22 protein-coding genes are annotated in these 26828 nt (G+C 73.3%); 16 read left to right on the top strand and 6 right to left on the bottom strand.

The window, feature by feature from the left end:
* The first annotated feature begins 18 nt into the window (after positions 1-18).
* Positions 19-450: a hypothetical protein gene (locus tag ACGFZS_RS08985; protein WP_393794541.1), complete on the top strand. Its 432-nt coding sequence runs from the start codon at positions 19-21 to the stop codon at positions 448-450.
* 13 nt (positions 451-463) lie between these two features.
* On the opposite strand, the gene ACGFZS_RS08980 is transcribed toward ACGFZS_RS08985, so the two are convergent.
* Complete coding sequence (locus ACGFZS_RS08980) at positions 464-1423, bottom strand: formylglycine-generating enzyme family protein (RefSeq protein WP_393794540.1); 960 nt, start codon at positions 1421-1423, stop codon at positions 464-466.
* A 116-nt stretch (positions 1424-1539) separates the two neighbouring features.
* On the opposite strand from ACGFZS_RS08980, the gene ACGFZS_RS08975 reads away from it, so the two are divergent.
* The 3 genes from ACGFZS_RS08975 to ACGFZS_RS08965 all read left to right on the top strand — a co-directional run bounded on the left by ACGFZS_RS08975 (position 1540) and on the right by ACGFZS_RS08965 (position 4068).
* Entirely contained in the window at positions 1540-2208 is a 669-nt protein-coding gene (locus ACGFZS_RS08975) for a hypothetical protein (RefSeq protein ID WP_393794539.1), read from the top strand.
* A 126-nt stretch (positions 2209-2334) separates the two neighbouring features.
* The gene (locus tag ACGFZS_RS08970) at positions 2335-3000 is read left to right on the top strand and encodes an SDR family NAD(P)-dependent oxidoreductase (protein WP_359211214.1); all 666 of its coding nucleotides are present in this window, start codon (positions 2335-2337) and stop codon (positions 2998-3000) included.
* A gap of 129 nt (positions 3001-3129) precedes the next feature.
* On the top strand, positions 3130-4068 hold the full coding sequence (locus ACGFZS_RS08965) for an MIP/aquaporin family protein (RefSeq protein WP_393536319.1): 939 nt from the start codon (positions 3130-3132) through the stop codon (positions 4066-4068).
* A 13-nt stretch (positions 4069-4081) separates the two neighbouring features.
* Here ACGFZS_RS08965 and ACGFZS_RS08960 read toward each other — a convergent pair whose 3' ends face one another.
* Positions 4082-4303, bottom strand: a complete 222-nt coding sequence (locus tag ACGFZS_RS08960) for an antitoxin (RefSeq protein WP_355721146.1) — start codon at positions 4301-4303, stop codon at positions 4082-4084.
* 149 nt (positions 4304-4452) lie between these two features.
* Here ACGFZS_RS08960 and ACGFZS_RS08955 point away from each other — a divergent pair, with 149 nt between their 5' ends.
* Positions 4453-5688: an amidohydrolase gene (locus ACGFZS_RS08955; RefSeq protein ID WP_393794538.1), complete on the top strand. Its 1236-nt coding sequence runs from the start codon at positions 4453-4455 to the stop codon at positions 5686-5688.
* Positions 5689-5716: 28 nt separating this feature from the next.
* Here ACGFZS_RS08955 and ACGFZS_RS08950 read toward each other — a convergent pair whose 3' ends face one another.
* Positions 5717-8440: a LuxR C-terminal-related transcriptional regulator gene (locus ACGFZS_RS08950; protein ID WP_393794537.1), complete on the bottom strand. Its 2724-nt coding sequence runs from the start codon at positions 8438-8440 to the stop codon at positions 5717-5719.
* A 489-nt stretch (positions 8441-8929) separates the two neighbouring features.
* Here ACGFZS_RS08950 and ACGFZS_RS08945 point away from each other — a divergent pair, with 489 nt between their 5' ends.
* From ACGFZS_RS08945 to ACGFZS_RS08935, 3 genes are all read left to right on the top strand, one after another.
* Positions 8930-9532, top strand: a complete 603-nt coding sequence (locus tag ACGFZS_RS08945; protein WP_355721154.1) for a response regulator transcription factor — start codon at positions 8930-8932, stop codon at positions 9530-9532.
* A gap of 124 nt (positions 9533-9656) precedes the next feature.
* Positions 9657-10316: a DUF4255 domain-containing protein gene (locus ACGFZS_RS08940; RefSeq protein WP_355721157.1), complete on the top strand. Its 660-nt coding sequence runs from the start codon at positions 9657-9659 to the stop codon at positions 10314-10316.
* On the top strand, positions 10313-12274 hold the full coding sequence (locus tag ACGFZS_RS08935; RefSeq protein ID WP_393794536.1) for an ATP-binding protein: 1962 nt from the start codon (positions 10313-10315) through the stop codon (positions 12272-12274). Before ACGFZS_RS08940 ends, ACGFZS_RS08935 begins: the two co-directional genes overlap by 4 nt.
* 88 nt (positions 12275-12362) lie before the next feature.
* Here ACGFZS_RS08935 and ACGFZS_RS08930 read toward each other — a convergent pair whose 3' ends face one another.
* The 3 genes from ACGFZS_RS08930 to ACGFZS_RS08920 form a co-directional block, all read right to left on the bottom strand.
* Entirely contained in the window at positions 12363-13805 is a 1443-nt protein-coding gene (locus ACGFZS_RS08930; RefSeq protein ID WP_393794535.1) for an RICIN domain-containing protein, read from the bottom strand.
* A complete protein-coding gene (locus tag ACGFZS_RS08925; protein ID WP_393794534.1) occupies positions 13802-15256 on the bottom strand; it encodes a hydrolase in 1455 nt (484 codons plus the stop codon). Before ACGFZS_RS08925 ends, ACGFZS_RS08930 begins: the two co-directional genes overlap by 4 nt.
* 89 nt (positions 15257-15345) lie before the next feature.
* Entirely contained in the window at positions 15346-17418 is a 2073-nt protein-coding gene (locus tag ACGFZS_RS08920; protein WP_393794533.1) for a DUF4157 domain-containing protein, read from the bottom strand.
* A 237-nt stretch (positions 17419-17655) separates the two neighbouring features.
* Here ACGFZS_RS08920 and ACGFZS_RS08915 point away from each other — a divergent pair, with 237 nt between their 5' ends.
* The 8 genes from ACGFZS_RS08915 to ACGFZS_RS08880 all read left to right on the top strand — a co-directional run bounded on the left by ACGFZS_RS08915 (position 17656) and on the right by ACGFZS_RS08880 (position 26809).
* Positions 17656-19236 (top strand): phage tail sheath subtilisin-like domain-containing protein, encoded by a 1581-nt coding sequence (locus tag ACGFZS_RS08915; protein WP_393794532.1) that lies wholly within the window; start codon positions 17656-17658, stop codon positions 19234-19236.
* A 64-nt stretch (positions 19237-19300) separates the two neighbouring features.
* A complete protein-coding gene (locus ACGFZS_RS08910) occupies positions 19301-19744 on the top strand; it encodes a phage tail protein (protein WP_355721173.1) in 444 nt (147 codons plus the stop codon).
* Positions 19744-20211: a hypothetical protein gene (locus tag ACGFZS_RS08905; protein ID WP_393794531.1), complete on the top strand. Its 468-nt coding sequence runs from the start codon at positions 19744-19746 to the stop codon at positions 20209-20211. Before ACGFZS_RS08910 ends, ACGFZS_RS08905 begins: the two co-directional genes overlap by 1 nt.
* Positions 20208-20375, top strand: coding sequence for a DUF6760 family protein (locus ACGFZS_RS08900; protein WP_355721179.1), 168 nt, complete (start codon positions 20208-20210; stop codon positions 20373-20375). The genes ACGFZS_RS08905 and ACGFZS_RS08900 overlap by 4 nt, the downstream gene beginning before the upstream one ends.
* Before the next feature lie 2904 nt (positions 20376-23279).
* Entirely contained in the window at positions 23280-23672 is a 393-nt protein-coding gene (locus ACGFZS_RS08895) for a hypothetical protein (RefSeq protein ID WP_393794530.1), read from the top strand.
* Between the two features lie 55 nt (positions 23673-23727).
* Positions 23728-24150, top strand: a complete 423-nt coding sequence (locus ACGFZS_RS08890) for a phage tail protein (protein ID WP_393657582.1) — start codon at positions 23728-23730, stop codon at positions 24148-24150.
* Positions 24151-24176: 26 nt separating this feature from the next.
* Positions 24177-24899 (top strand): LysM peptidoglycan-binding domain-containing protein, encoded by a 723-nt coding sequence (locus ACGFZS_RS08885; protein WP_393794529.1) that lies wholly within the window; start codon positions 24177-24179, stop codon positions 24897-24899.
* A complete protein-coding gene (locus ACGFZS_RS08880; protein ID WP_393794528.1) occupies positions 24899-26809 on the top strand; it encodes a VgrG-related protein in 1911 nt (636 codons plus the stop codon). The genes ACGFZS_RS08885 and ACGFZS_RS08880 overlap by 1 nt, the downstream gene beginning before the upstream one ends.
* Positions 26810-26828: the final 19 nt, after the last annotated feature.

Genomic DNA, 26828 nt, shown 5'->3' with positions numbered 1-26828 from the left:
GGCCGGATCGTCGTACCCATGACACAGCAGACGCATCCGGCACCGACCCCGAGCGCCGGCCGGACCGGCGACGGGATCGTCTTCGCGGGGGTCCTCCTGCTGATGAACGGCGTCTTCGCCATTCTGCAGGGCATCTCCGCGCTCGCCACCGACGACGTGTACGCACGCGTCCACGACTACGTGTACAAGATCAGCCTCACCGGCTGGGGCTGGATCCTGGTGGTCCTGGGCGCCCTCGGTGTCGTCGCGGGCGCCGCCCTCCTCAAGGGCGCCCCCGGCTGGGCCCGCGGGCTCGGCATCTTCCTGGCCGCGCTGAGCATGATCGCCCAGTTCATGTTCCTGCCGTACGCCCCGCTCTGGGCGCTCATCATGATCGCCATCGACTTCTTCGTGATCTGGGCGCTGGCGCTCTACCTGCCGGACACGCCGGACAGGGCGGGACGTCCGTAGCCGCGCCCGTCGTTCATCCCGCGTCGCGGACGCAGCGGAAGCCGGTGTGGCCGGTGGAGCTGTCGGGGGTGTTGGCGGTGCGGGCGGCGACCCGGTAGCGGTTGCAGTAGGAGGCGTGGCAGAGGTGGGAGCCGCCGCGGATGACGCGGGCGCCCCCGTGGACCGGTGCGGCGTGGCCGCCGTGCTCGGTCGTCCACCAGTCGGCGCACCACTCCCACACGTTGCCGGACGTGTTGTACAGGCCGTGGCCGTTGGGCGCGAACGCGTCGACGGGCGCGGTGCCGCGATAGCCGTCGGCGGCGGTGTTCCGGGTCGGGAAGGTGCCGCGCCAGATGTTGCACCGGTACTCGCCGTCCGGGTCCAGCTCGTCCCCCCACGGGTAGCGGGCCTGCTCCAGACCGCCGCGGGCCGCGTACTCCCACTCCGCCTCGGTGGGCAGCCGCTTGCCGGCCCAGGAGGCGTAGGCGGCGGCGTCGTACCAGGAGACATGGACGACGGGATGGTCGCCGAGTCCGTCGAGGCCGCTGCCCGGTCCGGCCGGCCGGTTCCAGGCGGCTCCCGCGACCGCACACCACCAGGGCGTCTCCGGCGGCCGGGGCGCGTCCCGGCGCAGCGCGGCGGGCAGGAACCCGGCGAAGACGTACGACCAGCCCAGCCGTTCGGCGTCGGTGACATGGCCGGTGTCGGCGACGAACTCGGCGTACGCGTCATTGCTCACCGCGCACGCGTCCACCAGGAACGGCGCCACCCGCACCGCCCGCACCGGCCCCTCACCGTCCGCCGGAAACCCGTCGGCGTCCTCGGCCCCCATCAGGAACTCCCCACCGGGCAGCGCGACCATCCTGTCCTCCCGCCGCGCGCCGACGGGAGCGGGAAGGGGCCGGGAGGACGAGGACGGCTGCACGGGGACGGGAAGCTCTTCCGCGCGGGCGGAGGGCGCGCAGCACGCGGACGGCGGACGGGTGGACTCCATGTGCGGAGTGTGCCGCAGGTGTCTGTGCGCACCGCACCCGCACCCGCCCCCGGCGATAATCGCCCCATGGCACCCCCCTCGGCCTCCGCGCTCCCCCGCGGTACGGCGGCCGCCACGTGAACGTCACCCACCTGCACAGCCGTCTGCTGCCCGACCTGCTGGCGGTCGGCGCCGCGTACCCCCTGGTGCTGGCCGGCGACCACGCGGCCCAGGCCCACGGCCTGTTCGACCGTGCCGGACGGACCGTGGAGGTGGCGACGCAGCATCCGGCGCCGATGCGGACGATCGCCACGACGGTCGAGGCGGGCCTGCGTGAACGCGGCTGGCGGGTGCGGATCCGCGAGTCGGACCCGCTCTCCGCCCAACTCGTCGTCACGGACGCCGTCTCGGAGGAGGACGGCGAGGTCGTCCTCCTCAAGGAGGTCCTCTGGCACCCGCCGGTCCGCACGGAACTCGGCCCGGCCCTGTCCCTGGAGGACGTGGTCGGCATGAGGGTGTGGACGCTGACCGACCGCGGCCTGCCCCGGGACCTCCTGGTCGTGCACGCCGCCGCGGCCCGCTGGACCCTCCCCGACCTGGAGGACCTCGGCCGCCGGCACGCCCGTGACACCTTCGACCTCACCGACCTGCAGTCCCGGCTGACCGGCGCGGACTGGATCGACGACCGGGAGTTCGCGGCCTACGGTCTGGACGACGAGGCGATCACCGAGCTGCGGCAGTGGGCCCAGGCGTGGGCGGACGACATCGCGGAACGCCTGATCGAGGCCCAGCCGCCGGAGGACTGAGCCGGGAAGGGCGCCTGTCCCAGGCCCGTGACACGTGTGAAGTCCGGGGTGGCGCGGTACGGACCTAGGTGCACCCGGACACCTCCAGGTGCGCGTCCCGCCGCCTCAGCCGTCAGGAGTCACGCCGTGAGCAGTATCGCCATCGTGGGGGCCGGACCCGGGCTGGGGGCCGCCGTCGCCCGGCGGTTCGGGCGGGAGGGGTACGAGGTCGCGCTCGTCGCCCGGGACGGGCGGCGGCTGGACGCCCTCGCCCGTGAGCTGTCCGGCCTCGGCGTCTCCGCGCGCGGGTTCGCCGCCGACGTACGGGACCCGCTGGCCCTCGCGGGGGCGCTGGCGCGGGCCGCCGAGGAACTCGGGACCGTCGAGATCCTGCAGTACAGCCCGGTGCCGCAGCGGGACTTCATGCTTCCCGTGCTGGAGACCACCCACGCGGACCTGCTCGGGCCGGTCGAGTTCTCCGTGTACGGGCCGGTCGCCGCCGTGCAGCAGGTGCTGCCCGGGATGCGCGAGCTGGGCCGCGGGACCGTGCTGTTCGTGAACGGCGGCACCGCCGTCATCCCCCATCCCGACCGGGCCGGGACCTCCATCGCCTTCGCCGCCGAGAGCGCCTACGGGCATCTGCTGCACGACCGGCTCGCCGGGGAGGGCATCCATGTGGCGCAGCTGGTGATCCCGGGCGCGATCGTGGCCGGGCACGCCCGCAAGGACCCCGCCGTGCTCGCCGACACGCTCTGGGAGATGCACCGCGACCGGCACGGGTTCCGGCACTACGCCGACGACCTGGAGGGGTGACCGAACGCCACAAAAGGCCTCTTGGCGTCCCGTTTATGGCCGATCTGCGCGAACATCATTTTTAGGTCAATATGGTGTTCGGTCTGATTGCTCCCCACGGGGAGCCAGGGATGGCTAAGGGGGCCAGCGATGGCTGTGGAAATCTCTCCTCTCCTCAAGCCCTCCAAGCTCAGAAGCCGTGGAGGGCTCCTCGGGGAGTGCCTGGCAGAGTTCCTGGGGACGTTCGTCCTCATTTCGTTCGGGTGCGGTGTCGTGGCGATGGCCGTCGCGGCGCTGCCCGGGTCCGGGCGCGCGGAGACGCCCACGACGATCTTCCTGGCCGCCGGCGACTGGCTCCTGATCACCTGGGGCTGGGCCCTGGCCGTGACCTTCGGCGTCTATGTGGCCGGAGGTGTCAGCGGCGCCCATCTGAACCCGGCGGTGACGCTGGCGTTCGCCGTCCGCCGCAAGTTCCCCTGGGCGAAGGTGGTGCCCTTCTGGGTGTCCCAGGTGCTCGGCGCCCTCGCCGGAGCCGCCCTGGTCTACCTCGTCTACCACGACGCGATCAACGCGTTCGACGCCGCCTCCAAGCCGCCCAAGGTCGGCGGGCACACGGAGGCCACGTTCTCCATCTTCGCCACCTTCCCCGCGCCCTACTTCCACGGCGGGATCTGGGGGCCGCTGATCGACCAGATCGTCGGCACGGCCTTCCTGGTCATGTTCATCGTGGCCGTCGTCGACCTGCGCAACACGGCCGTAGGGGCCAACCTGGGCCCGCTCGTCGTCGGCTTCGTCGTCGCCGCGATCGGCATGTCCTACGGCGCGAACGCCGGCTACGCCATCAACCCCGCCCGCGACTTCGGACCGCGGCTGCTCACCTGGTTCGCCGGGTGGAAGAGCTACGCGTTCCCCGGCGACGGGGCGTGGTTCAGCGGCTACTGGTGGATCCCCATCGTCGGCCCGCTGATCGGCGGTGTCATCGGCGTGCTGATCTACGACCTGTTCATCGGCGACACCCTGCACGCCCGGCTCCAGCGGGGCGAGTTGCCGGAGCCCGGGCGCACCCGCCCCGAGACGGACGAGAACTGAGCGCTGCCGGGGGTCACGTCTCCTTCGGCGGCTCCGCCTGGCGGCCGAGGCGCTCCACGAGCTGCTGCGCCTTGGTCACCCCGGTGTCGATCTGCTCGGTGTACTTGCCGTCGGTCCGCTCGTCGGCCAGGTCGCCGGCCTTCTCCAGACCGGTCTCGATGACGTCACCGTGTTCCTCGGCGAGGTCCTTGGCCTTGTCCGCCAGGTTCTTCAGCCCGTCCATTCCATCGAACATGCCGAAATCGTCCCCAGGACCGGCCGGCGGTGACAAGACGGCGCCCGGGGTACCGGGCGGGGCGTGAAAGGAGCGCCCGGGCGTTTCCCGCGGTGGGCGAGGGTGGAGACTCGACGGGCAGGCAAGCCACCCACCCCTGGAGACACGCCATGAGCAGCAGCCCCCTCCTGACCGGCCTGAGCGGGAAGCTCCCCGAACTGCGGGCGCTCTACGAGGATCTGCACGCGCACCCGGAGCTGTCCTTCCAGGAGGAGCGGACCGCGTCCGTCGTCGCGGAGCGGCTGCGGGAGCAGGGCTGGGAGGTCACCGAGGGCGTCGGCGGCACCGGCGTGGTCGGGGTGCTGGCCAACGGGGACGGGCCGGTCGTCCTGCTGCGGGCCGACATGGACGCGCTGCCGGTCACCGAGGAGACCGGGCTGCCGTACGCCTCGAAGAACGACGGGGTGATGCACGCGTGCGGGCACGACATGCATGTGGCGTGGCTGCTGGGGGCGACCGGGCAGCTGGCCGCCGCCCGGGACGGCTGGCGGGGGACCGTGGTGGCGGTGTTCCAGCCGGCCGAGGAGGTCGGCGGGGCGCCGAAGATGCTCGCGGACGGGTTCGCCGAGCGGTTCCCGCAGCCCGACGTGTGCCTGGCCCAGCATGTGGCGGCCGCCCCGGCGGGGCTGGTCGGGACCCGGGCGGGGGCGCTCATGGCGGGCGCGGACAGCCTGCGGGTCACACTGTTCGGGCGGGGCGGGCACGGCTCCACGCCGGAGGCGACCGTCGACCCGGTGGTGCTGGCGGCGGCCGTGGTGCTGCGGCTGCAGACCGTCGTCTCCCGGGAGGTGGGCGCGAACCAGCAGGCCGTCGTCACGGTCGGTTCGATCCACGGCGGGACCAAGGAGAACATCATCCCGGACACCGTCGAGCTGAAGCTCAACGTGCGGTCCACCACCGAGGTCGTACGGGAGCGGGTCCTCGCCGCGATCGAGCGGATCGTCCGGGCCGAGGCCGCCGCCTCCGCCGCGCCGAGGGAACCGGAGATCGCCGTCATCGACTCCTTCCCGGTCACCCACAACGACCCCGGCGCCACCGGCTCCGTCCAGGCCGCCCTGGCCGACGCGTTCCCGGGCCTCACCTTCGAGCTGACCTCACCGGTCCCCAACAGCGAGGACTTCGGCGCCTTCGGTACGGCCCTGGGCGCGCCCTCGGTCTTCTGGTTCGTCGGCGGCGCCGACCACAAGCTGTACGAGGGCGTCGACCTGGAGGCCCTGATCCGCGACGGCATCCCGCCGCAGATCCCCTCCAACCACTCCCCGCACTTCGCCCCCGTCCCGGAGCCGACGATCGAGACGGGCGTACGGGCTCTGCTGGCCGCCGCCGGCCACTGGCTGGCCCCCTGACCCCGGCCCCCGGCGACCCGTGCGGAGGCTAGGCGCCCTGCTCCAGGGCCGGGCGCAGATCCGCCCGCCGCCGTATGCCCAACTTCTTGTAGGTGTGGGTGAGATGGGTCTCCACGGTGCGCCGGGCCAGATGGAGCAGGGCGGCGATCTCCCCGTTGGTGCGGCCCTCGGCGGCGAGTTCGGCGATCCGCCGCTCGCTGCCGGTGAGGGAGGCGGCACCGGTACGGCGCCGGGGGGAGCGGGCGCCGCCCTCGCGCAGCGTCCGCTCGGCCAGCTCCACCAGCCGTACGGCGCCCAGCCGTTCGGCGTGCCCGGCGGCCTCGCGCAGACAGTCCCGGGCCCGGGCGGCCTCGCCGGCGGCGATCAGCCGGCGGCCGAGCGCGATCAGCGCCTCCGTGGGCTCCGCGCCGGCGTCGGGGGCGTCCCGCAGCAAGGCCACCGCCTGCTCGGCGAGTTCCAGGCCGCGGCGGCCGACGGTCGCCGCACCGAGCACCCGCAGCGCCCGGCCCACCGTGCGCGGGGTGCCCCAGACCCGGGCCAGCCGCAACTCCTCCTCGGCCAGCGCGATGGCCTCCAGCGGACGGCCGAGGGCCAGCCGGCACTCGGCGGCGGCCGTACGCCACGGGGTGACCACCGGGCTGACCACCTCCCGGGCCGACTGCCGGCGGCCGCACTCCAGGAAGTCGTGCAGCGCCGCGGCCGGATCACCGGCGGCGGCCCGCACCACGCCCCGCGCGTACAGGAACCGGTTCAGCTCCCAGGAGTCCGGCGCCTCCCCCAGGTCGATCCCGGCGACCAGCCGCTCGGCCTGCGCGGTACGGCCCGTCTCCACCAGCGCGATCAGGGTGTGCGCGTGGACGTTGGTCGGCGCGACCGCCTCGGGCGCGTCCGCCAGGTACGCGTAGTCGGCGCGGGCCGCCGCGATGTCCGTACGGTTGTTGATCAGGGCCTGGTGCATGGGGTGCAGCAGGTCGGGGCGCTGCCCGGCCAGACCGCGGTCCACCAGCCGGTCGGCCTCGTCGAGTTCGTCGGCCCACTGGGCGACCGTGGCCGCGGTACCGACCAGGAAGGGCTCGGTGAGCGGGTCGGAGGGCTCGGCGAGCAGGGTGCGCAGCTGCCGCATGGCGTCCCGGGCGGAGGTGAGGCCCGCGCCGGCCGCGTGCCGCACGAGCAGGGCCCGGCCGGCCGTGCCGACCAGCTCCGGGGAGCGGTCGGCGGTCTCGGACAGCCGCTGGTAGAGCTCCTGCCGTATCTCCTGGTCCTGGTCGGAGAAGAGGACGGAGGCGGTGTGCAGGGTGCGCACCAGCTCGGGGTGGCCGTCCAGTTCACCGTCCACGGAACGCAGTACCTCGACGGCCTTGCGGGTGCGGCCCCGGCCGGTCAGCGCGGTGCCGAGGGCGACGGCCGCGCGCACCCGGTCCTGCGGGGCGGCGGGCAGCCGGACCGCCTCGGCGAGCCGGGGGATCGCGGCGGTGGAGCGGGGCGCCGCGTACTCCAGTGAGCCCAGCTCGGTCAGCAGCCGCTGCCGGCGCTCGTCGGGGAGGGGTTCCTCCAGGGCGCGGCGCAGATAGGCGACGGCGTCCTCCTGGCGGCCCTCGTAGAGGGCGAGGGTGGCCGCGTCCTGCAGCAGGAGCGGGGCCCAGGGGGCCTCCACCGGTCCGGTGAAGAGCAGTTGGCGGGCCACGGCCTCGGCGGGCGCGTCCTGGTGCAGCAGCGCCTCGGCGATCGCCCGGTGCGCGGCGCGGCGGTCGGCGCCGGGGACGCCGGAGAGGATCGCGTCGCGCAGCAGCGGGTGCGGGTAGTGCGGGCGGCCGTCGGGACCCGGCGTGAGCAGGCCGAGGTTGGTCATGGCGGTGAGCCAGCCGGCCACCCGGGTGGGGTCGGCGTCGGCCAGTTCGGCGAGGAGCGGGGTGACGTCCTGCTCCGGCAGACCGCCGGCGGTGTCCTCCTCCAGGACGGCGAGCGCGCGGGCCACCTCGGTGGTGGCCGGGCCCGCGCTGTCCAGCCACCACTGGACGGCGGCCGGGTACGCGCCCGGGTAGAGGGCGGCCGTGGCGGTGGGGACCTGCGGGTGCCGGGTGTCGTCGAGGTCGTCGAGGAGGGCGCGCAGCAGCAGCGGGCTGCCGGCGGCGGCGCTCACACAGGCGTCGACCCAGGCCCGGTCCGCGCCGGGGAACGCCTCGCGCACCCGGCCCGCCGCGGCCTCGGGGGTGAGGGGGGCGAGGGTGTGGGTGCGGACCAGGGCCGGGGGCAGGGAGTGGGCGAAGCCGGGGGCGGGCGGGGCCAGGTCGTACTGGCTGCGCTCGCTGACCAGGAGCAGGATCGGTAAGCGGTCGATGTGCCGGGCGGACTCCACGAGCCAGCGGTGCGAGGGGGCGTCGGCGAGGTGGACGTCGTCGACGGCGACGAGCAGCGGGGAGTCCTCGGTGTAGGAGCGCAGCACCCGCCAGAGTCCGGCGGCGGTGGCCCGCTCGTCGCCGTCCACCGCGAGGTCGGCGAACTCCGGTACCGGGCCGAGGAGTTGCAGGACCGTGGCGAAGGAGATGGCGGTGTCGGCGGGGGAGCAGCGGGCGCGCAGCGTTCTCAGCCCGAGGGCGGCCGCGTGTTCGGCGGCGGCCTCCAGGACGGTGGTGCGGCCGGTTCCGGTGGCGCCCCGCAGCAGCACGAGCCGGCCGCCGCCGGTCCGCGCGCGGTCGGCTTCCGCCGCCAACAGGTGCATGGCGTCGGCGAGTTCAGGGGACGAATGGATCATTCCTGGCTCCTCGCGGTGCGCGTGTGGGTTCGGGGGGTTAGAGGGGGTGGGGGCGGGAGAGGTTGTGGGGAGGCGGGGGCGGGGGTGGGGTTTGTTGCCGGGGCGTCATATTTGGTACGGGGCTGTGGATTTGGGCGGGATGCCTGCGGTTGTGGGGCCGGTGCGGGCCGGTGGGGGGCGTTCGCGCAGTTCCCCGCGCCCCTGTCGGGGCACGACCAGTGGACCCACTTTCTTGGGGGCGCGGGGAACTGCGCGACCAGCCACGACGCAGCCGCACCGGCCCCACAGCCCTCGGCCACCCCACCCGGCGCCCCAACATCTCGTGGTCGTTCTCGTGGTGCTCCACGATTGTCGGTGCCCCATCGGGCACAGCAGGCTGAGGTACTCCCGCCTGTCACCGTTCCCTCAGGGGTGGCCGGCACGTGGACATAGGGGAAGCGGTTGCTCAGCCACAGCTCAGTCGTATCGGGCGGGCGCACGCCCGTCACTGTGTACGCACCGGACCCGATCTCGCGAGAGGGCGCGCTGAGCCAGTTGCGGCGCCACCCGGAGGTCGAGTTGCGGGAGGAGTCCGAGACCGGGCCCGGCACCGTCGCGCTGCTGATCAGCGACAGCCTCGACGAACCGGAGCTGACCCGGCTGCGCAGGGTCGTGCGCAGTGAGGGTGCGCGCGCCGTGCTCGTGGTCGGGGCGTTGCGCGAGACCGAGTTGCTCGATGTGATCGAGTGCGGGGTCGGTGCCATCGTATGGCGCCAGGAGGCCACCGAGCACCGGCTGGTGCAGGCCGTGCTCGCGGCCGCGCGGGGCGACGGGGACCTGCCCGCCGACCTGCTCGGCCGGCTCATCAACCAGGTCGGGACGCTGCACCGTAACGCGGCGGGCCGGCCGGGCGCGCCTGCCTCCGGGCTGTCCGCCCGCGAGGTGGACGTACTGCGGCTGGTCGCCGAGGGGCTCGACACCGGTGAGATCGCCAGCAAGCTGTCCTATTCCGAGCGCACCGTCAAGAACGTCATGCACGGGCTGACCACCCGGCTGCATCTGCGCAACCGGGCCCACGCCGTGGCCCATGCCCTCCGGGAAGGCTACATCTGACCGAACGGGCACCGGACACCGGTTCGGGGGCAGCGGGGTCTGCCCGGCGGTGCCTGCGGGGCACCCGCGGTGGGCGGCAGGATGGAGGCTGGGCGAAAGGTGAGCGGGGAGCGGTGAGTTCGGCGTGATCCACGAGGTCGACCAGGTGCTGCGGAACCTGCTGACCGGCGGTGCGCTGGCCGGCGCCGGCATCGAGGTCTCCTTCGACGCCCCGACCCGGGACTGGGCGGCCCGCCGCAACGGCCCGGTGATCAACAGCTATCTGTACGACATCCGCGAGGACGTGGCCCGGCGGCAGCGCGGGCACATCGACGTCCGGGACGAGCGGGACGTCGTCGTCAAGCGCCGCCAGCCGCCCCGCTGGTTCCGGCTGTCGTACCTGGTGACGGCGTGGACCAAGCGGCCGGAGGACGAACACCGGCTGATCAGCGCGGTGCTGGCGACCCTGATCCCGAGAGAGCTGATCCATCCCTCCGAACTGCCCGGGTCGCTGGGCGCGCTGGGCCTGACGATCCCCCTCTCCTGCGCCGGGATCCAGTCCGAGGCCCGATCCCTCGCCGAGATCTGGTCGGCGCTCGGCGGTGAGCTCAAGCCGTCCCTGGACGTCGTCATCACGGCGCCCTTCCCGGCCTACCCGGAGTACGACGCCGGACCGCCCGTCACCGAGGGCGCCGCCGTCCGCGTCCGCGCCGGGCTGGAGGAGACCGCCCCGGTGCTGGAGGAGCGGGCCCACCGGGCCGGGCAGATCGCGGAGGCCAAGGCGGCCCGGGGGACCCGGGCGTGACCCTCGACGTCTCTGTGGAGACGGCCGCACCGCTGCTCGCCCGGCTCTCCGAACTGCGCGAGCGGACCGCCGCCCTGGTCGCCCACCGCTCCGCCGACGACCCGACCGCCACCGACCCGCTGCGCGGCCTCTATCTGTCGGCGGAAGCGGTACAGCATCTGCTGCGCCCGGCGGACCCGGCCGAACTCCCCGCTCTGGACGGGGACTTCCCGGACCGGCTCGCCGACCTCGCCGTCCGCCTCCGGCTCACCCCCCTGGACACCGCGGTCCTGCTGATCGCCCTCGCCCCGGACCTCGACCGCTCCTTCGAGCCGCTGTACGGCTACCTCAACGACGACGTCGGGCGCCGCCGCGCCACCGTCGGCCTCGCCCTCGACCTGTACGGCCTCCCCGTCCACCTCGCCGAGGCCCGCGCCCGCTTCCACCCCACCGCCCCGCTCACCGTGCTCGGCCTGCTCACCGTCGAGGAACCCGAACGGCCCTTCCTCAGCCGCTCGTTGCGCGTCCCCGACCGGGTGCTGGCCCACCTCCTGGGCGACGACACCCCGGACGCGGCGCTCGCCGGCCGGCTGCGGGCGGTGTCGTACGACGGGGAGGCCGTCGACGAGGAGTTCGTGGCGCGGCTGGGCGCGCGGATCGGCCGGGGCCCGCTCTTCGGCTATCTGCGGGAGCGGCGGGAGGGGGCCGGGCTCGGCTCCGCGACGGCCGCGCTGCGGTACGCGGGCCTGGCCGCCTGGCACTACACCGGTACCGAGGAGCAGGTCCCGGAGCTGTTGCGGGAGGCCCGGCTGAGCGGGCGGGCCGTGCTCGTCGACCGGCCGAAACCGGGGGAGCTGGTCAAGGCGCTGGACTCGGCGGCCGGGGAGGTCACCGTGCTGGTCACGACCCCGCACCCGTACGACCCCCAGTGGTGCGACCGGCGTGATCCGCTGGTCCTGGAGGTGCCCGCCCGGCGCGCCGCCGCCGTGGACGCCTGGGCCGCCGCACTCCCCGGGGACCTCGGGTTCGACCTCGCGGCGACCGTCGCCCCGTACCACCTCGGCGGCGACCGGCTGGTGCGCGCCGTCCGGGCCGCGCGGGACCTCGCCGCGTTCGACGGGACCCCGCTGGCCGCCGCGCATCTGCGGGTGGCCGCCCGCCAGCAGTCGGCCTCCGGGCTCGAACAGCACGCCCGCCGGATCCGGCCCGCCGTCGACTGGCGCGACCTGGTGCTGCCCGAACGCCCGCTCACCGAGCTGCGGGAACTCGCGCTGCGCGCCCGGCACCGCGACCGCGTCCTCGGCGACTGGCGGCTGAGCGCGGGCGGCGGCCGGGGCCGCGGGGTGCTGGGCCTGTTCGCCGGCGAGTCGGGCACCGGCAAGACCCTGTCGGCGGAGGTGGTCGCCGCCGAGCTGGGACTGGACCTGTACGTGGTCCAGTTGTCCTCCGTCGTCGACAAGTACGTCGGCGAGACCGAGAAGAACCTGGAACGCATCTTCAGCGAGTCCGACCGCACCGACGCCGTGCTGCTCTTCGACGAGGCCGACGCCGTCTTCGGCAAACGGTCCGAGGTCAAGGACGCCCACGACCGGTACGCCAACCTGGAGTCGGCCTACCTCCTGCAGCGCCTGGAGGCCTTCGACGGCATCGCGCTGCTCACCACCAACCTGCGCGCCAACATCGACGAGGCCTTCACCCGCCGCCTCGACCTGGTCATCGACTTCCCGTTCCCGGACCGGGAGCAGCGGCTGGCGCTGTGGCGGCACGGGCTGGCCCACGTGCCGAGCGAGGAGGGCGTCGAACTGGGCTCACTGGCCGCCGAGTTCGAGCTGGCGGGCGGTTCGATCCGGAGCGCGGTGGTGACGGCCGCCTACCTCGCGGCGGGCCGAGGAGGAGCTGTGGGCGCGGCGGATCTGCTCGAAGGGGCGCGGCGGGAATACCGGAAGGCGGGGCGGCTGGTGCCCGGAACCTGGGGGTGAGCGCCGTTTTTGGCTGCGGCGCCGTCGTGGCTGGTCGCGCAGTTCCCAGCGCCCCTTTCGGGGCGCTTCGGTTCGGGGCGTTGTTGTGTCAGTCGTTGGACGGGTGGACGATCTTCCACTCCTGGTCGTCGTCGTTCGAGCAGTAGTACAGGGTCAGGTTGGTGTCGTTGACGCCGGTGCTGAAGCCGGCGACGTCCAGGCAGAGGTTGTTGCTGGCGAAGTTGCGGATCCAGTAGTCGCCGCTGGGCTGCTTGTCGATCCACCACAGCTGGTTGTCGGCCTTGGTGCCGTCGCACTTGTACTCGGTGATCGGTGCGGACAGCCTGGCCGAGCCGTAGTCGGGCAGGTCCATGCAGAGCTGGTCCTTGACGTTGCGGATCTGGAAGAGCGCGGCCGAGCCGGGACCGCCCTTCGGGTACCGCACCTCAAGGTTCCACAGCTGGTTGTCGGCGCTGGTCTGGTCGCAGGTGTACTCCCGCACCGGGCCGTTGCTGCTCCCCTTGTCGTAGCCGGGGATGTCCGCGCACTTCTTGGTGGTCGCGTTGCGCAGCAGCACGCTGTAGGCCGGCACCACCGGCTTCGGGGTCTTCTTCTTGGTCGCCTCGGGGGACGGCTGGGTCTGGCTGCCGCCCCCGCCGGACTGCGTGTCCGGTGTCGCGTCGCCGCCGTTCTCCGGCTGCTGCTGCACCGGCGTCTGCGAGGGGGCCGGCGCCGCCGCCAGCGGTGCGCTGGCCGTGGGGCTGGGGGCGAGCGAGCTGACGCTCGCCGCCTGGACCTCCTGGAGCTGGCTCTTGACCGGTGGTTTGTAGGCGAACCAGATCAGGGCGAAGGTGATGGCGAGGGCGGTCAGGGTGCCGAAGAGGGTGGCCAGCCAGCGGGGCAGGAACCCGCGCTGGATGTAGGTGCCGTCCACAGGCTGTGGATTGACGCCCGCGCGCTGCACGGTGAGCTGGTACGGCCGCTGCTCCTTCGGCCCGAACCAGATGATCTTCCGGGGCTTGAGCGTGGCCTTGACGAAGGCGGCGCGGCCGGGCTCGATCTGGACGTTGCTGGGGTGCAGGTCGTAGGCGAGCTGGTCGCCGTTGTCGCTTCCGCTGACGGAGGCGGTGAGCCTGGTGTTGCCGAGGTTGTCGATGGCCAGCTTGGGGCGGCCCCGGAACCGGCCCTTGACGGTGGGCGGGACCAGCTCTGCCCGGACCTCCGTGAAGGGCGTGATGGTGAGGTTGCCCTCGGGGACGGTGACGGCCTCGGGATGCTCGGTGGGCGTGATCCGGACGGCGTACGGGTTGGGTCCGGCCGTCGCGTCGGAGGTGCGGGGCGGGGCGAAGGTCAGCTCCACCGTCCCCGTCGTGCCCGGGTAGAGGCGCAGGGCCGGGGGCTCGATCGTCGTCCAGGGGGCGAGCGCGCCCACCGGCTCGAAGCGGTACTCGTCGACGACGTCCCCGGTGTTGCGCAGCCGCAGCCGCACCCGGGTCGAGGACCCCGGGTCGACGGTCGTGGAGGCGGGTTCGAGCGAGGTCCACAAGGTCACGGCGTCACCGTCAGCTTGAAGGCCTCCAGCCAGAGCGTGTTGTCCAGGGTGCCGACGAAGTCGAGGTCGTTGTTGTCACTGCGCGAACCCTTGCACCACTGGTCGCCCCAGTCGTGGTCGCGGACCTTCGCGTAGTTGCAGCCGTGGCCGCTGCCGACGTTGAAGGCGAAACCCTCGATGTACGGGTCGGACGCCTTGGTGCTGCCGATGTAGTTGTCCTTGCCGTCGGCGATGATCGCCGTCCAGTTCGGGTACCACGTGCCCTGGCCGTTGGTGGAGTTCGGGTCGTAGTGGAACCAGTTGGCGGCGGAGCCCTGGACGCCGTACACCGCGAGGTTGACGGCCTTGATCGGCACGTTCTTGCCGACGGTGCCGGACATGGTGCCGTCGCACACGGGCTTCTGCCAGCCGGCGCCCTGGACGTAGGAGCGGTAGCAGATGTGCCGCCCGGCCGGGTCGTCGGCGGCGAGCCGGTTCACCGCGGTCGCGGCCGTCTCCTGCTTGGGCTTCGCGGTCACGGTGGCCGTCGCGCCCCCGCCGCCTCCCCCGCCACCGCCACTGCCACTGCCGCCACCGTCATTGCCGCCGCTCCCGGTGTCGGCGGGCGCGGTCGAGGGCGTCTCGGTGGGGGCCGGCGGCGGGGTCGGGGTCGCGGTCGGGCTGGGCGCCAGGCTGCTCACGCCTGCCGCCTGGACCTCCTGGAGCTGGCTCTTGACCGGTGGTTTGTAGGCGAACCAGATCAGGGCGAAGGTGATGGCGAGGGCGGTCAGGGTGCCGAAGAGGGTGGCCAGCCAGCGGGGCAGGAACCCGCGCTGGATGTAGGTGCCGTCCACCGGCTCGGGCTTGAGCCCCGACCGCTGCACCGTGAGCTGGTACGGCCGCTGCTCCTTCGGCCCGAACCAGATGATCTTCCGCGGCTTCAGGGTGGCGTCGACGAAGGCGGCCCGGCCCGGTTCGATCTGGACGTTGCTGGGGTGCAGGTCGTAGGCGAGCTGGTCGCCGTTGTCACTGCCGCTGACGGAGGCGGTCAGCTTGGTGTTGCCGAGGTTGTCGATGGCCAGCTTGGGGCGGCCCCGGAACCGGCCCTTGACGGTGGGCGGAACCAGTTCCGCGCGCATCTCCGTGAAGGGCGTGATGGTGAGGTTGCCCTCGGGGACGGTGACGGCCTCGGGGTGCTCGGTGGGGGTGATGCGGACGGCGTACGGATTGGGTCCGGCCGTCGCGTCGGGGGTGCGGGGCGGGGCGAAGGTCAGCTCCACCGTGCCGGTGGTCCCCGGGTAGAGCCGGAGCGTCTGGGGCTCGATCGTCGTCCAGGGGGCGAGCGCGCCCACCGGTTCGAAGCGGTACTCGTCGACGACGTCTCCGGTGTTGCGCAGCCGCAGGCGTACGCGTGTCGAAGCGCCCGGGTCGACGGTCGCGGAGGCGGGTTCCAGGGAAGTCCACAGGCTCACGGCACGACGCTAGGGGACCCGCGGCGAGCGGTCAGGAGCCCACGGGGCAGGCCGGGTTGCCCCGACCCGCGCCCGTGTTGCCCCCGGGTTCACCACTCGTCGTCGGAGTCGAGGATCACGGTCCGGCGCCGCCGGGAGGCCCGCGGCCGGACCCGGGTGTAGTCCGTCTCGTAGTCCTCGTCGTGCACCTGCTGGCTGCTCACCGGCTCGTCGTACTGGGAGGACGGCGCCGCGTAGTTGCGCTCCGCCGCGTACCGGCTGCGGCTGCGGCGGCGTGCCGCGCGGCTCTGGCTGCGGGCCCGGTGCGAACGGGCCTGCTCCTCCTCGTAGTCCCCGCCGCCGTACTCGACGTAGTTGTCGAGGTCGGCCTGGGTCAGGGTGACGGGGGGCCGGCTCCGCCCGCGCTCGGCCCGCCGCACGCTGCGGCTGCGGCTCCGGCTGCGCTCGCGCGGGGGCGGGGGCGGCGCGGCGTACAGCTCCTCGTCGTCGTACACCTCGGGGGCGGGGGCCGGCCGGCTGCGGCTCCGGCTACGGCCCCGGGGGTCGTCGTACTCGCTGGTCCGGCGCCTGCGGCTGCGGCTGCGGGCGCGCCGCTCGTCCGCCTCCTCGCGGTCCCGGTAGTCCCGCGGCTCCTCGTACTCCTCGGGGCTGTTGCTGCGCCGGTCGGACTCGATGTAGTACGTCTTGCGGCGGCCGGCCACGTCGGCGCTCTTGTTCTTCCCGGAGATCCGGTGCTGGTAGCCGTACTCCTCCAGGTTCTCGTCGGGGTCGTGGCCCGCCCTGACGACCCGCATGCCGGGCGGGACCGCGTTGCGGTTCTCCAGGCCGTAGAAGCTGTTGTGCACGCCCGGGCGCGCGTACTGCTCGGGACGCGGTGTCGTGATGCTCACGGACACGTCGTTGCGGCCCATGCGCTCGGGCAGCCGGTTGGTGTCGCGGACCAGCTGCTGGGTGGAGTAGCCGCGGGTGCCGCGGGGCACGCGCGGCATCTGGAAGTGCAGGTTGGCCTCCGGGCCGACGTGCTGCAGCCGCTGCGCCGAATCCTCCCGGCTCAGGTCCATGTCGTTGAGGACCGGTACGCCGAGCCGGCGCAGGTCCTCCCGGTTGCGGTCGTAGGTCTCGTAGTCCTGCTCGGGTTCCGGCTCGAACGTCGTGATGGCGATGTCGTCCGCCGCGCGGGGGTCCCTGCGCAGCCGCGCGCGGGCCGCCGACCCGTCGGCCTCGGACAGGTAGACCTGGCTGCGGTCGGCGAGGTTCTCCTCGGCCGGACGCCGCTGTCCCGGTGGATGGATACCGCCCACCCGGGCGCGCGGCCCGAGGACGTTGGAGGGCCGGATCTCCACTCGGCCGAGGCGCTCGGTGTCGAAGACCTCCCGGCCGTTGGACCGGACCCGGACGTACCGGCCGACCTCCTGACGGCCGTTGACGAGGATCTCGAAGAGCTGTCCCGCGTCGGCCGGGTGCATCCGGCTCCCGCCGCTGCCGCCACCCCCGCCCCCACTGCTGCTGTTGCCGCCCTTCGGCATCCGGGCCACCGGGACGGCCCCCGTGCCCGTCGCCGCCGCCGGGCTCTGCGCGGCCGTGGGCGCGGCCACCGAGCCGCCGCTGCGGATCCGGTGGGCGATGGAGTCGGCCTCCTGCTCGTGCCGGTCGCTCGGGTCGGAGAGCCGCACCCCGGCGCCCGTGTCGGTGCCCTCCACCGGGCCCTTCTGCTGCTGCCAGGCATGCGCCAGCTCGTGCAGCATGGTGTGCTCGTCCGCGCCGCCCGCGCCGACCACGATGTGCCGGCCGGAGGTGTACGCGCGGGCCCCGAACTCGGCCGCCGAAGCCTCCGCCTCGGGACCGGTGTGCATGACGACGTCGCTGAAGTCGGTGCCCATGCCCTGCTCGGCCTTGGCCCGGATCGCCGAGTCGACCGGACGTCCCGGTGTGCCCAGCACACCCAGTACCGCCCTGCGCTGGACCGGGGTGTCCTGCTGGGCGTGCCCGCAGCCGGCGTCGTGCTCGTGCCGCTCCTCCTCGACGGCACGGGCCACCGCCGCGTTGCCGGCCCGGCGCTGGAGCGCCAGCATCCGCTGTGCGGTGGTGCCGACGGGCGGCGGGACACTCGGGCTCTGCCGCCGGCCGCGGTCCTGCCGTTCCCCGGACTGCTGTTCGCGCACGCTGTTTCCCCTCACGTCGGGCCGGTCCAGCCTTACCGCCCCGGTCCCGGGACCGGGAGGACCACGGGGGCAGCCCGAGGGGCAGACCGATCGTGCCCCGGGGCAGCGGGACCCGGCGAACTGCCCTTGAGGGCAAGGAGATTGCCCGCCGACAGGCACCGGAGGCCGTTTCGGCGCACGCGCTTCGCGCGTGAGGGTGGGGATTGTTCCTGTCTCGTACCCCGAGGAGAGCAGAGCATGCCGTCCTACCTGTCGCCCGGCGTCTACGTCGAGGAGGTGGCCAGCGGCTCGCGCCCCATCGAGGGGGTGGGCACGTCGGTGGCGGCCTTCGTGGGCCTGGCCCCGACCGGTCCGCTGAACGAGCCGACGCTGGTGACCAACTGGACGCAGTACGTGGCGGCCTTCGGTGAGTTCACCGACGGGTACTACCTCGCGCACTCCGTCTACGGCTTCTTCAACAACGGCGGCACGGCGGCCTATGTCGTCCGGGTCGGCGGCTCGCCCGAGGGCGCGGCGGCCCCCGGCACCCCGGCGGCCGTGGGCAGCGCCGCCGCCCCGGCCGCGCTGCCGCCCGGCGAGGCCAGGCAGCTCGGCACCTTCACGGTGAGCGCGGTGGCCTCCGGCGACCTGAGCGTCGAGGTCGCCGACCCGGAGGGCGAGGGCCCCGCCGAGCGCTTCAAGCTGGTCGTCAAGGACGGCGGCAAGCCCGTCGAGACCTTCGACGTGACCGCGAAGAAGGGCGGCCGCAACTACGTCGTCACCCAGGTCAAGGAGCGCTCCAAGCTCATCACCGTGACCGAGGCCGCGCCCGCCGCGCAGCTGGCCCGTCCGGAGAACCAGACGGTGGCCCTGGTGGCCCCGACCCCGACCCCGGCGTCCGCGCCCCCCGTCGCGGACGCCGGCTCCCACCCCGGCCCGGCCACCTACCTCGGCGACTCGGCCGACCGCACCGGCTTCGGCGGCCTGGAGGCCGTCGACGAGGTGTCCATGGTGGCCGTGCCCGACCTGATGGCCGCCTACCAGCGCGGCGCGATCGACCTGGAGGCCGTCAAGGCCGTCCAGCTCGGCCTGATCGCGCACTGCGAGCTGATGGGCGACCGCGTCGCGGTCATCGACCCGCCGCCGAGCCTCAACGCCCGCCAGATCCGGGTCTGGCGCCAGGAGACGGCCGGCTACGACTCCAAGTACGCGGCCCTGTACTACCCCTGGATCAAGACCTTCGACCCGGCCTCCGGCACCTCCCGGCTGATCCCGCCGTCCGGCCACGTGGCCGGCGTCTGGGCCCGCAACGACGCCGAGCGCGGTGTCCACAAGGCTCCCGCCAACGAGGTCATCCGCGGCGCGGTCGACCTCGAACTCCAGATCACCCGCGGCGAGCAGGACCTCCTGAACCCGATCGGCGTGAACTGCATCCGCGCCTTCCCGGGCCGCGGCATCCGCATCTGGGGCGCCCGCACCCTCTCCTCCGACCCGGCCTGGCGCTACCTGAACATCCGCCGGTACTTCAACTACCTGGAGGAGTCGATCCTGATCGGCACCCAGTGGGTGGTCTTCGAGCCCAACGACCACAACCTCTGGGCCCGTATCCGGCGCAACATCTCCGCCTTCCTGGTCAACGAGTGGCGCAGCGGCGCCCTGTTCGGGCAGCGGCCCGAGGAGGCGTACTACGTCAAGTGCGACGAGGAGACCAACCCGCCGGAGTCGGTCGACGTCGGCCGCGTGATCTGCGAGATCGGCATCGCGCCGGTCAAGCCCGCCGAGTTCGTGATCTTCCGCCTCGCCCAGTTCTCCAGCGGCAGCGGCGAGCTCCAGGAGTAGCGGACCCCCGGGTCCCAACCCCCTTGTTTCCCAGGCACTTTGAGCAGAACGGGCAGTAACAGAGATGAGTCTCCAGCCGGGTGACGCCCTCACATCGCACAATTTCGGTCTGCAGATCGACGGCGTGATGGTCGAGTACCTCGCCGAGGTCAGCGGCCTGTCGATGGAGCAGGACGTCATCACCTACCAGCAGAACACGCCGGACGGGAAGAACCACGTCCGCAACCTGCCGGGCGTGAAGAAGAACGGCACCTGCACGGTCATCCGCGGTATGACCCAGTCCTCGTCGTTCACCCAGTGGATCAACGAGTCGATCAACGGCCAGATGGCCACGGCCCGCAAGAACGCCACCATCATCATGATGGACTTCCAGAACACCCCGGTGAAGCGCTACAACCTGCGCAACGCCTGGTGCAGCAAGATCGACACCTCCACGGTCAAGGCGGGCGAGGCGTCGGCGCTGACCGAGTCGGTGACCATCACGTTCGAAGAACTGGTCATCGAGTAATGAGGCGTTCGGCCGGCAGGGCCGGGAGCGTGGCGGCGCCCCCGGCCCCGGAGGTGACGATGACGGCGCCCCCGCAGCAGGAGGCGCCCCGCGAGGTGCTGCGCACGGAGTTCCCGTTCCAGCTCCCGCGCGGCTACGTCGACGAGCAGGGCACCGTCCACCGGGACGGCGTGATGCGCCTGTCCACGGCGCGCGACGAGCTGATCCCGCTGCGGGACATCCGCGTCCAGGAGAACCCGGCGTTCCTGTCGGTGGTGCTGCTGGGCCGGGTGATCACCCGCCTCGGCACGCTGCCGCTCATGCACGACGGCATCGTGGAGAACATGTTCGCCTCCGACCTGGCGTTCCTGCAGGACTTCTACCGCCAGATCAACGCGGAGGGCCACACCCGGGCCGCGGTCAACTGCCCGCACTGCTCGGAGCCCTTCGAGGTGGAACTCGGCGGGAGCCGCCTGGGGGAATCGTGACGTACGCGACCGACCGGCTGCACGAGGAGATCGCGTACGTCGCCTACCACTTCCACTGGAACCTGGAGGACATCCTGGACCTGGAGCACGCCGACCGCCGCCGCTACACCGCGGAGATCGCGTCCCTGGTGACCCGGGCGGCCTCCGCAGGGGCGGAGGGCTGAGCGGTGGGGCTTTGGGATCGGGTACGGGGGCGGGACCGCGCGCCGGAAACGCGGGTGGAGCCGGGGGTTTCCGCCGAGGAGCCGCCGCGTCCCGTCGTGGCGGCGGCCTGGCCGGGGCTGCCGCCGATCCAGCGTGCGCTGGGAACGGGCGGCCCGGTCGCCGACCCCGGCTTCGGCGGCCGCCTGCCCACCTGGCAGAACCCCTCCTTCCTGGGCACGCGCTCACACGCGGTCCTGGACGGCGAGTCCAGCGCGTCCCTGGCGAGCGGCGGCCTGACCGGGCGCACGGGAGCGGGGGCCTTGTCCGGCCTCGAACGACCCATGCAGTCCATGCCGTTGGCCGGCCCCACGAGACCTCCGGGCCCACCGCTGCCGGTGGTACCGCTGCGAGCGGTCGGGAGCGGTCCGAGGACGGGGTCGGCCGGTTCTCCGGCCGGGTCGGTCGGTCGGGTCGGGTCGGTTGGTGCGGTCGGTTCGGTCGGTCCGGCCACCGCCGGGGCTGCCGGGTCCGCCGGGACTGCCAGGGCCTCTGGGGCGGCGCCGGTGGTGCAGCGGGTGCCGTTGGCGGGGCGGCGGGGTGGTGCGACCGCGCCGGTGCCGCGGCCTCTGCCGACCACCGAGAGCAACGCCGACGTCGTCACGGGCACGGGGCAGAGGCCGGTGGCGCCTGCTGCCCAGCGGTCGGTCACCCCGCCGACGGCGGCGGGTCCGGCTCCGGTTTCCGGGGCCGTTCCGGTGGCGTGGCCGCCGCAGTCGGCTCCGGTCGCTCCGGCTCCGGCCACGGGACCGCGCATCACACCGGCGCCTCCCGTCGCGCCTCGGCGCAGCGCCCTCACGCACGCGCCGGCGAACACATCGGTCACGGCCGTACAGCGCCGGACGCTGCCGTCGGCACCGAGGGCACTGGCGAGCGAGGGCGGCGCGGTGACCGCGCCGGGGGAGGGCGACCGAGCGGGGGACGACGCCGCACAGCGAGCGGCGACGCGTCCGGACATTGCCGACCACACGTCCTCCAGGACTACGGCACCCATGTCCCCTACGACGACACCTCCCGCCCGTTCCACGCCCCCCTCGGCGCCCGCAACGCCCGCCGCCGTGGCCCCGGTACAGCGGCGGACGCCGACTTCTCCGACCGTATCCAGCACCCCCGCACAGCCATCCACCAGCGCCGGAGCCCAACCGCCTTTCGTACAGCGACGTCCGTCCTCCTCTCCCCCCACCCCGCCTGCAGCGCCCCCTCAGGGGCGCGGGGCAGTGTCTGATGTGCGGCTACCGCCGCGTGAGCGCACTCAACCCCCACCGGCCGTCTCCAGAACCACAACCGCCACCCCACACGTACGGCCACCGTCAACCCCGGCCGAGAGCATCGGCCGAGAGCCGACTGCGCAGCGCCGGGTGCCCGAGAGCACGACGACGCCCGCCGCCGATGTCGTACCGGATGCACGCGCAACCGCGTCGGCTGAACCGAGGCGCCCGAGTGAGCCTGGCCAGCCTTCCGCGACTGCGCCTTCGGCGGTGCAGCGTCGGGTGGCGGGGAGCGGGGCGCCTCCTGCTGCTGCCGTGCCGGGAGCGCCCGCAACCGCGTCGGCTGAACCGCCCGGTCTGCCTTCTGCGACCGGGCCTTCGGTGGTACAGCGGCGGGTGGCCGGGAGCGCGACGCCCCCTGCTGCTGCGGTGCCGGAGGCGCCCGCAACCGCGTCGGCTGAACCGCCCGGTCTGCCTTCTGCGACCGGCCCGTCGGCTGTGCAGCGGCGGGTACCGGAAGTACGCGCGGCTTCATCGGCCGAGCCGAAGTCCCGGCGTGAGCCCGACCAGGCCCCCGTGGCCGGTCCCGCCGCCGCCCCTTCCGTGCAGCGGCGGGTGGCGGGGAGCGCGGCGCCCGCTGCCGGTGTCGTACCGGACGCACGCGCGGCCGCGTCGGCTGAACCGAGGCGCCCGAGCGAGCCCGGTCCGCCTTCCGCGAGCGGCGCTTCGGCGGTGCAGCGGCGGGTGGCGGAGCGTGTGGTGGCCCCCGACGCCGTACCGGAAGCGTCCCGTCCGGCGGAACGCGCGGCCGCATCGGTTCAGCCGAAGTCCCGGCGTGAGCCCGACCAGACTCCCGTGACCGGTCGTCCTTCGCCGGTGGCGCTGCCCGCTGCCTCCGCCGTCGCGGGGCGGGAAGCCCCGGCGGAATCGGCGCCGATATCCTCACGTGGCCCCAACCTGTCCCCGTCGAGCGGCACTTCGGCCTCCGCGTCGGTCCCGCGTACCGCGACGCCGACCGGCTCCCTTCGCCCGGGCCTCGGCGCGCCGCTCGTCCGTCCGGCGGGGGCCGGAGCCCTCGGGGCCGCGCCCGTACAGCGGCGGACGACGGATCAGGCGCCGTCCCGTCCGAACACGCACCCGCAGCCCGCCCCGACCGACCTTCCGACCACGGCCTCGCCTACCCCCGCCCCCGCCCCCCGCGTCGGTCTCGGCGCCCCCCTGTCGGTCCCGGCCACTCCCGTCCCGTCCGTCCAGCGGCGGCGGGCGACGAGCGGCCCGGGAGAGCGGCCGGCCGTCCCCGTCCCGCACCCGACGCCCGAAGCGCCTCGCCAGGTACCCGTCCCGCCGAGCACCACCCCCGCCACCGCCCCCACCCCTCTCGCCGTACCCCCGTTCCAGACCGGAGCCTCCGCCCCCGTCGACGGCCAGCCGCCTTTCGTGCAGCGACGTCCGTCCTCCTCTCCCCTCACCCCGCCTGCGGCGCCCCTTCAGGGGCGCGGGGCAGGGTCTGACGTGCGGCTACCGCCGCGTGAGCGCGACCAGCCCCCACCGGCCGCCACCCGATCCACAGCCACAGCCGCAACGGCAACCGCAACCACCCCCCACCCCGTCCCGCTCCGCCCCGCCACCCCGCTCTCCACCTCCGCCGTCCCCCTCCCCGTGGCCCCCCTCAACCTCCCCACCATCCAGCGCGACGCCCTCACCACAGCCCTCCCGCCGGTGATCACGGGAATCAAGAACTCGTTGAGGAAGGAGCCGGTCGCCACCACGCCCCCGCCTCCCTCCGCCCCCGTCACCAAGTCGCCCGGGCAGTCGCCGCCCGACGGTCCGCCGCCACCCCCGCCCGGGGGCCACGTCGTCAGCGCCACGAACGACGACCTTCCCCCGGAGTACCGGGCGGTGGAGGAGGGCGGCTTCGATCCCGGCGCTCTGACGGAGTACCAGGTCGACGCGCTCGTGCACCGGATCATCGACCGCATCACCCGGCACGTCCGCACCGAACTCCGCCGTGACCGCGAACGCGTGGGCAAGCTCCGCGACTTCCGCCCCTGAACATCTCCGCTCCACCCCGCCCGCCCACGCCACCTCCTCCACAGAAAGGCCCCCGATGGCTCGCCAGGACCCGGGAACCACGATCTGGTTCAGCCTCTCCATCGACGGCGAGAGCCTCGGTTACTTCAACGGGTGCGAGGGGCTGTCGTCGCAGGTGGAGGTCGAGCGGCGGCAGGAGGGCGGCAACAACGGCTTCGTGTGGCAGCTGCCGACCCGGGTCACCTTCTCCACCATCCGGCTGACGCGACCGCTGACCCCGGACACCTCGAAGGTCGCGAAGTGGATCTCCTCCGTGCAGACGGGCATCAAGCGGCCCACCGCCCAGATCACGGCGCTGCGCGCCGACGGCTCGGAGGTCGCCCGCTGGGGCCTCCTCGACGTGCTGCCGGTGAGCTGGCAGGGCCCCTCCCTCGACCCGGCCAGCCCCGCCGTGGCCACCGAGGTCCTGGAGATCACCCACCACGGCTTCACGGACTGAGCGGGACGAGAGGGCAGAGGAAGACAATGGCCAGCAGCAGCCGGGGCGCCGGCAAGAGCCTCGTGCGCGCCACCCTGGAGATCCACCAGCCCCCGCCGAGCGGCAGCCGTACCCCGGGCGCTCTCATGAAGTCCTTCAACTTCGACTTCAACCCGGCGCAGCTCACCATCGGCCGCCGCGCCGACTGGAAGTCCTCCTACGCGCCCGTCGAACGCGACGGCCCGCTCCCGGAGTTCCTCGGCGCGCACCCGCGCCAGATGAGCGTGGAGATCTTCCTGGACTCCTCGGACGAGCCGACCGCGAACTCGGTGCTGAAGAAGGTCGAGTCGCTGCTGACGTGCTGCGAGGTCACCGCGCAGAGCATCGCGAACAAGCGGCCGTCGCCGCCGTGGGTGGTGTTCGAGTGGGGGTCGTTCTCGACGGCCCGGTTCACGGCGTACGTCGCCTCGGTCGACGCCTCCTACATCCTGTTCGGGACGAGCGGGATGCCCATCCGGGCCACCTGCCGTCTGCAACTCCAGGAGATCCCGACCAAGACCCCCGGGCAGAACCCCACTTCCGGCGCGCTCACCGCACAGCGCGTGCACCGGGTGGTCGCCGGGGACTCGCTGCAGGCGCTGGCCTGGCGGGAGTACGGCGACGCGTCCGCCTGGCGGGCGATCGCCGACGCGAACGGGATCGACGACCCGAACCGGCTGACCGCCGGGACGGAACTCGTGCTGCCTGCCGCCGAGGAGGTGCGGCACTGATGGTGAAGTACGCCTATTCGAACATCATCAAGGTGACCATCAACGGGAAGGACCTGAAGTCCGACCCGGTGTGGGGGTCCGCGCTGATGGACGCCCACGTCGACCAGGGCGTCGGCGTGCCGGCCGCCTTCCAGCTGACCTTCCGCGACAAGGACCGCAAGCTCCTCGGCGACCTGGGCGTGAAGTTCGGCAGCGAGGTGGTGCTCACCCCGATGTCCGACGGCCTGGACACCGCGGGCCCGCTGCTGACCGGCGAGGTCACCGCGATGGAGGCGGAGTACGACGGCACCGGCAGCTACGCCGTGATCCGCGGCTACGACAAGGGCTTCCGGCTGATGCGGCAGCGCCGGGTGGTCGCGTACCGCAACCAGACCGCCTCCGACATCGCCCGCAAGCTGGCCGGGCAGGACGGGGTGCCGATCGGCCGGATCGACGCGACGAAGACCGTCTACGAGTTCATCAGCCAGAGCAACGTCACCGACTGGGAGTTCCTCGCGCGGCTCGCCGACGAGAACGAGATGGTCATGTCGGTCGACGCGAAGGGCAAGTTCCAGTTCGTGAAGCCGAAGGACGCCTCCGGGGCGCCCTCGACGAGCACGGACGGCGACAAGAGCCCCTTCGTCCTGGAGGCCGGCCACGACATCCTGCGGCTGCGCTCCGCCGTCACCGCCGCCGACCAGGTCGCCACGGTGGAGTCCCGCGGCTGGGACGTGACGACGAAGAAGACGCTCACCGCGACCTCCCGGGCCAACGGCAACCAGGGGTACAGCATCGGCGCCACCCCCGGCGACGCGTACGCCAAGTTCCCGGCGGCCAAGCTGGTGGAGACCCGCACCCCCTACGACAAGCAGTCCGAGGTGAAGTTCGCGGCCGCCGCCCTCGCCGACGACGTGACGTCCGGGTTCGCCGAGGTCGAGGTCGTGGTGCGGGGCAATCCGCAGCTGCGGCCCGGGGTGCCGGTGGCGCTCAAGGACGTCGGCACGCCCTTCGCCGGCAAGTACACGGTCACCTCGGTACGGCACGTCTTCGGCGACGCCAAGCACTACGAGACCTGGGTGACGGTCAGCGGCCGGCAGTGGCGGTCCCTGTACGGCGTCGCCTCCGGCGGCGGTGCGGACGGCGGCCTCGACCGGCAGCTCAGCGTGGCCCCGGCGCTGGTCACCGACGTACAGGATCCGCTGCAGCAGGGCCGGGTGAAGGTCAAGTTCCCCTGGCTGGACGACACCTACGTCAGCGACTGGACCCGGTCCGTGCAGCTGGGCGGGGTGCGCGGCGGCGGGGTGTTCCCGATGGACGTCGGCGACGAGGTGCTGGTCGCCTTCGACCGGGGCACCCTCGACCACGCGTACGTCATCGGCGGCCTCTACAACGGCAAGGACAAGCCGACCCGGGTCAAGGACGTCCCGCTGCACGACGGCATGCGCGGCCGGGCCACCCGGCACACCGTCTCCGACCGGTCCGGCAACCACATGGACCTGCTCGACCAGAAGGGCCGCAAGGAGGGCGTCCGGCTGGCCAGCGGCGACGGCAGACTGACCGTGTTCCTCGACCGGACCAAGACCGAGATCACCGTGGACAGCAAGGGTGACGTCTCCATCAAGGGGAACCGGGCGGTGTCGGTCGAGGCGGGCACCAGTCTGTCGCTGCGGGCGAAGGGCGCGCTCAGCATCAGGAGCGGGGGACCGCTGTCCCTGCAGAGCGCCGAACTCGTCGACATCAAGGCGCCGACGGGGGCGGTCTCGGTGAACGCCGCCGCGCTGAACCTGATGGCGTCCGGTGCCGCCTCGCTGCGCGGCAACGGCGCCCTCGCGCTCGGCTCCCTGGCCACCGTGGCGATCACGGCCCCGCAGGTGCCGGTCCTCGGCAACCTGACCATGGCCGGTCTGACCGTGATGGTGATCCCGGCATGAGCGGGCGCCACGACTTCCC

This window comes from Streptomyces sp. NPDC048288 (assembly GCF_043201555.1).
In the GTDB taxonomy this organism is placed as follows: domain Bacteria; phylum Actinomycetota; class Actinomycetes; order Streptomycetales; family Streptomycetaceae; genus Streptomyces.
This window is presented reverse-complemented; position numbering and strand designations above follow the sequence as displayed.

What these genes read in the sequence shown, in the direction of transcription:
- ACGFZS_RS08985 (WP_393794541.1), top strand. Translation starts at nt 19, where the DNA reads ATGACACAGCAGACGCATCCGGCACCGACCCCGAGCGCCGGCCGGACC.
- ACGFZS_RS08980 (WP_393794540.1), bottom strand. Translation starts at nt 1,423, where the DNA reads ATGGAGTCCACCCGTCCGCCGTCCGCGTGCTGCGCGCCCTCCGCCCGC.
- ACGFZS_RS08965 (WP_393536319.1), top strand. Translation starts at nt 3,130, where the DNA reads ATGGCTGTGGAAATCTCTCCTCTCCTCAAGCCCTCCAAGCTCAGAAGC.
- ACGFZS_RS08960 (WP_355721146.1), bottom strand. Translation starts at nt 4,303, where the DNA reads ATGTTCGATGGAATGGACGGGCTGAAGAACCTGGCGGACAAGGCCAAG.
- ACGFZS_RS08955 (WP_393794538.1), top strand. Translation starts at nt 4,453, where the DNA reads ATGAGCAGCAGCCCCCTCCTGACCGGCCTGAGCGGGAAGCTCCCCGAA.
- ACGFZS_RS08950 (WP_393794537.1), bottom strand. Translation starts at nt 8,440, where the DNA reads ATGATCCATTCGTCCCCTGAACTCGCCGACGCCATGCACCTGTTGGCG.
- ACGFZS_RS08915 (WP_393794532.1), top strand. Translation starts at nt 17,656, where the DNA reads ATGCCGTCCTACCTGTCGCCCGGCGTCTACGTCGAGGAGGTGGCCAGC.
- ACGFZS_RS08910 (WP_355721173.1), top strand. Translation starts at nt 19,301, where the DNA reads ATGAGTCTCCAGCCGGGTGACGCCCTCACATCGCACAATTTCGGTCTG.
- ACGFZS_RS08905 (WP_393794531.1), top strand. Translation starts at nt 19,744, where the DNA reads ATGAGGCGTTCGGCCGGCAGGGCCGGGAGCGTGGCGGCGCCCCCGGCC.
- ACGFZS_RS08890 (WP_393657582.1), top strand. Translation starts at nt 23,728, where the DNA reads ATGGCTCGCCAGGACCCGGGAACCACGATCTGGTTCAGCCTCTCCATC.
- ACGFZS_RS08885 (WP_393794529.1), top strand. Translation starts at nt 24,177, where the DNA reads ATGGCCAGCAGCAGCCGGGGCGCCGGCAAGAGCCTCGTGCGCGCCACC.
- ACGFZS_RS08880 (WP_393794528.1), top strand. Translation starts at nt 24,899, where the DNA reads ATGGTGAAGTACGCCTATTCGAACATCATCAAGGTGACCATCAACGGG.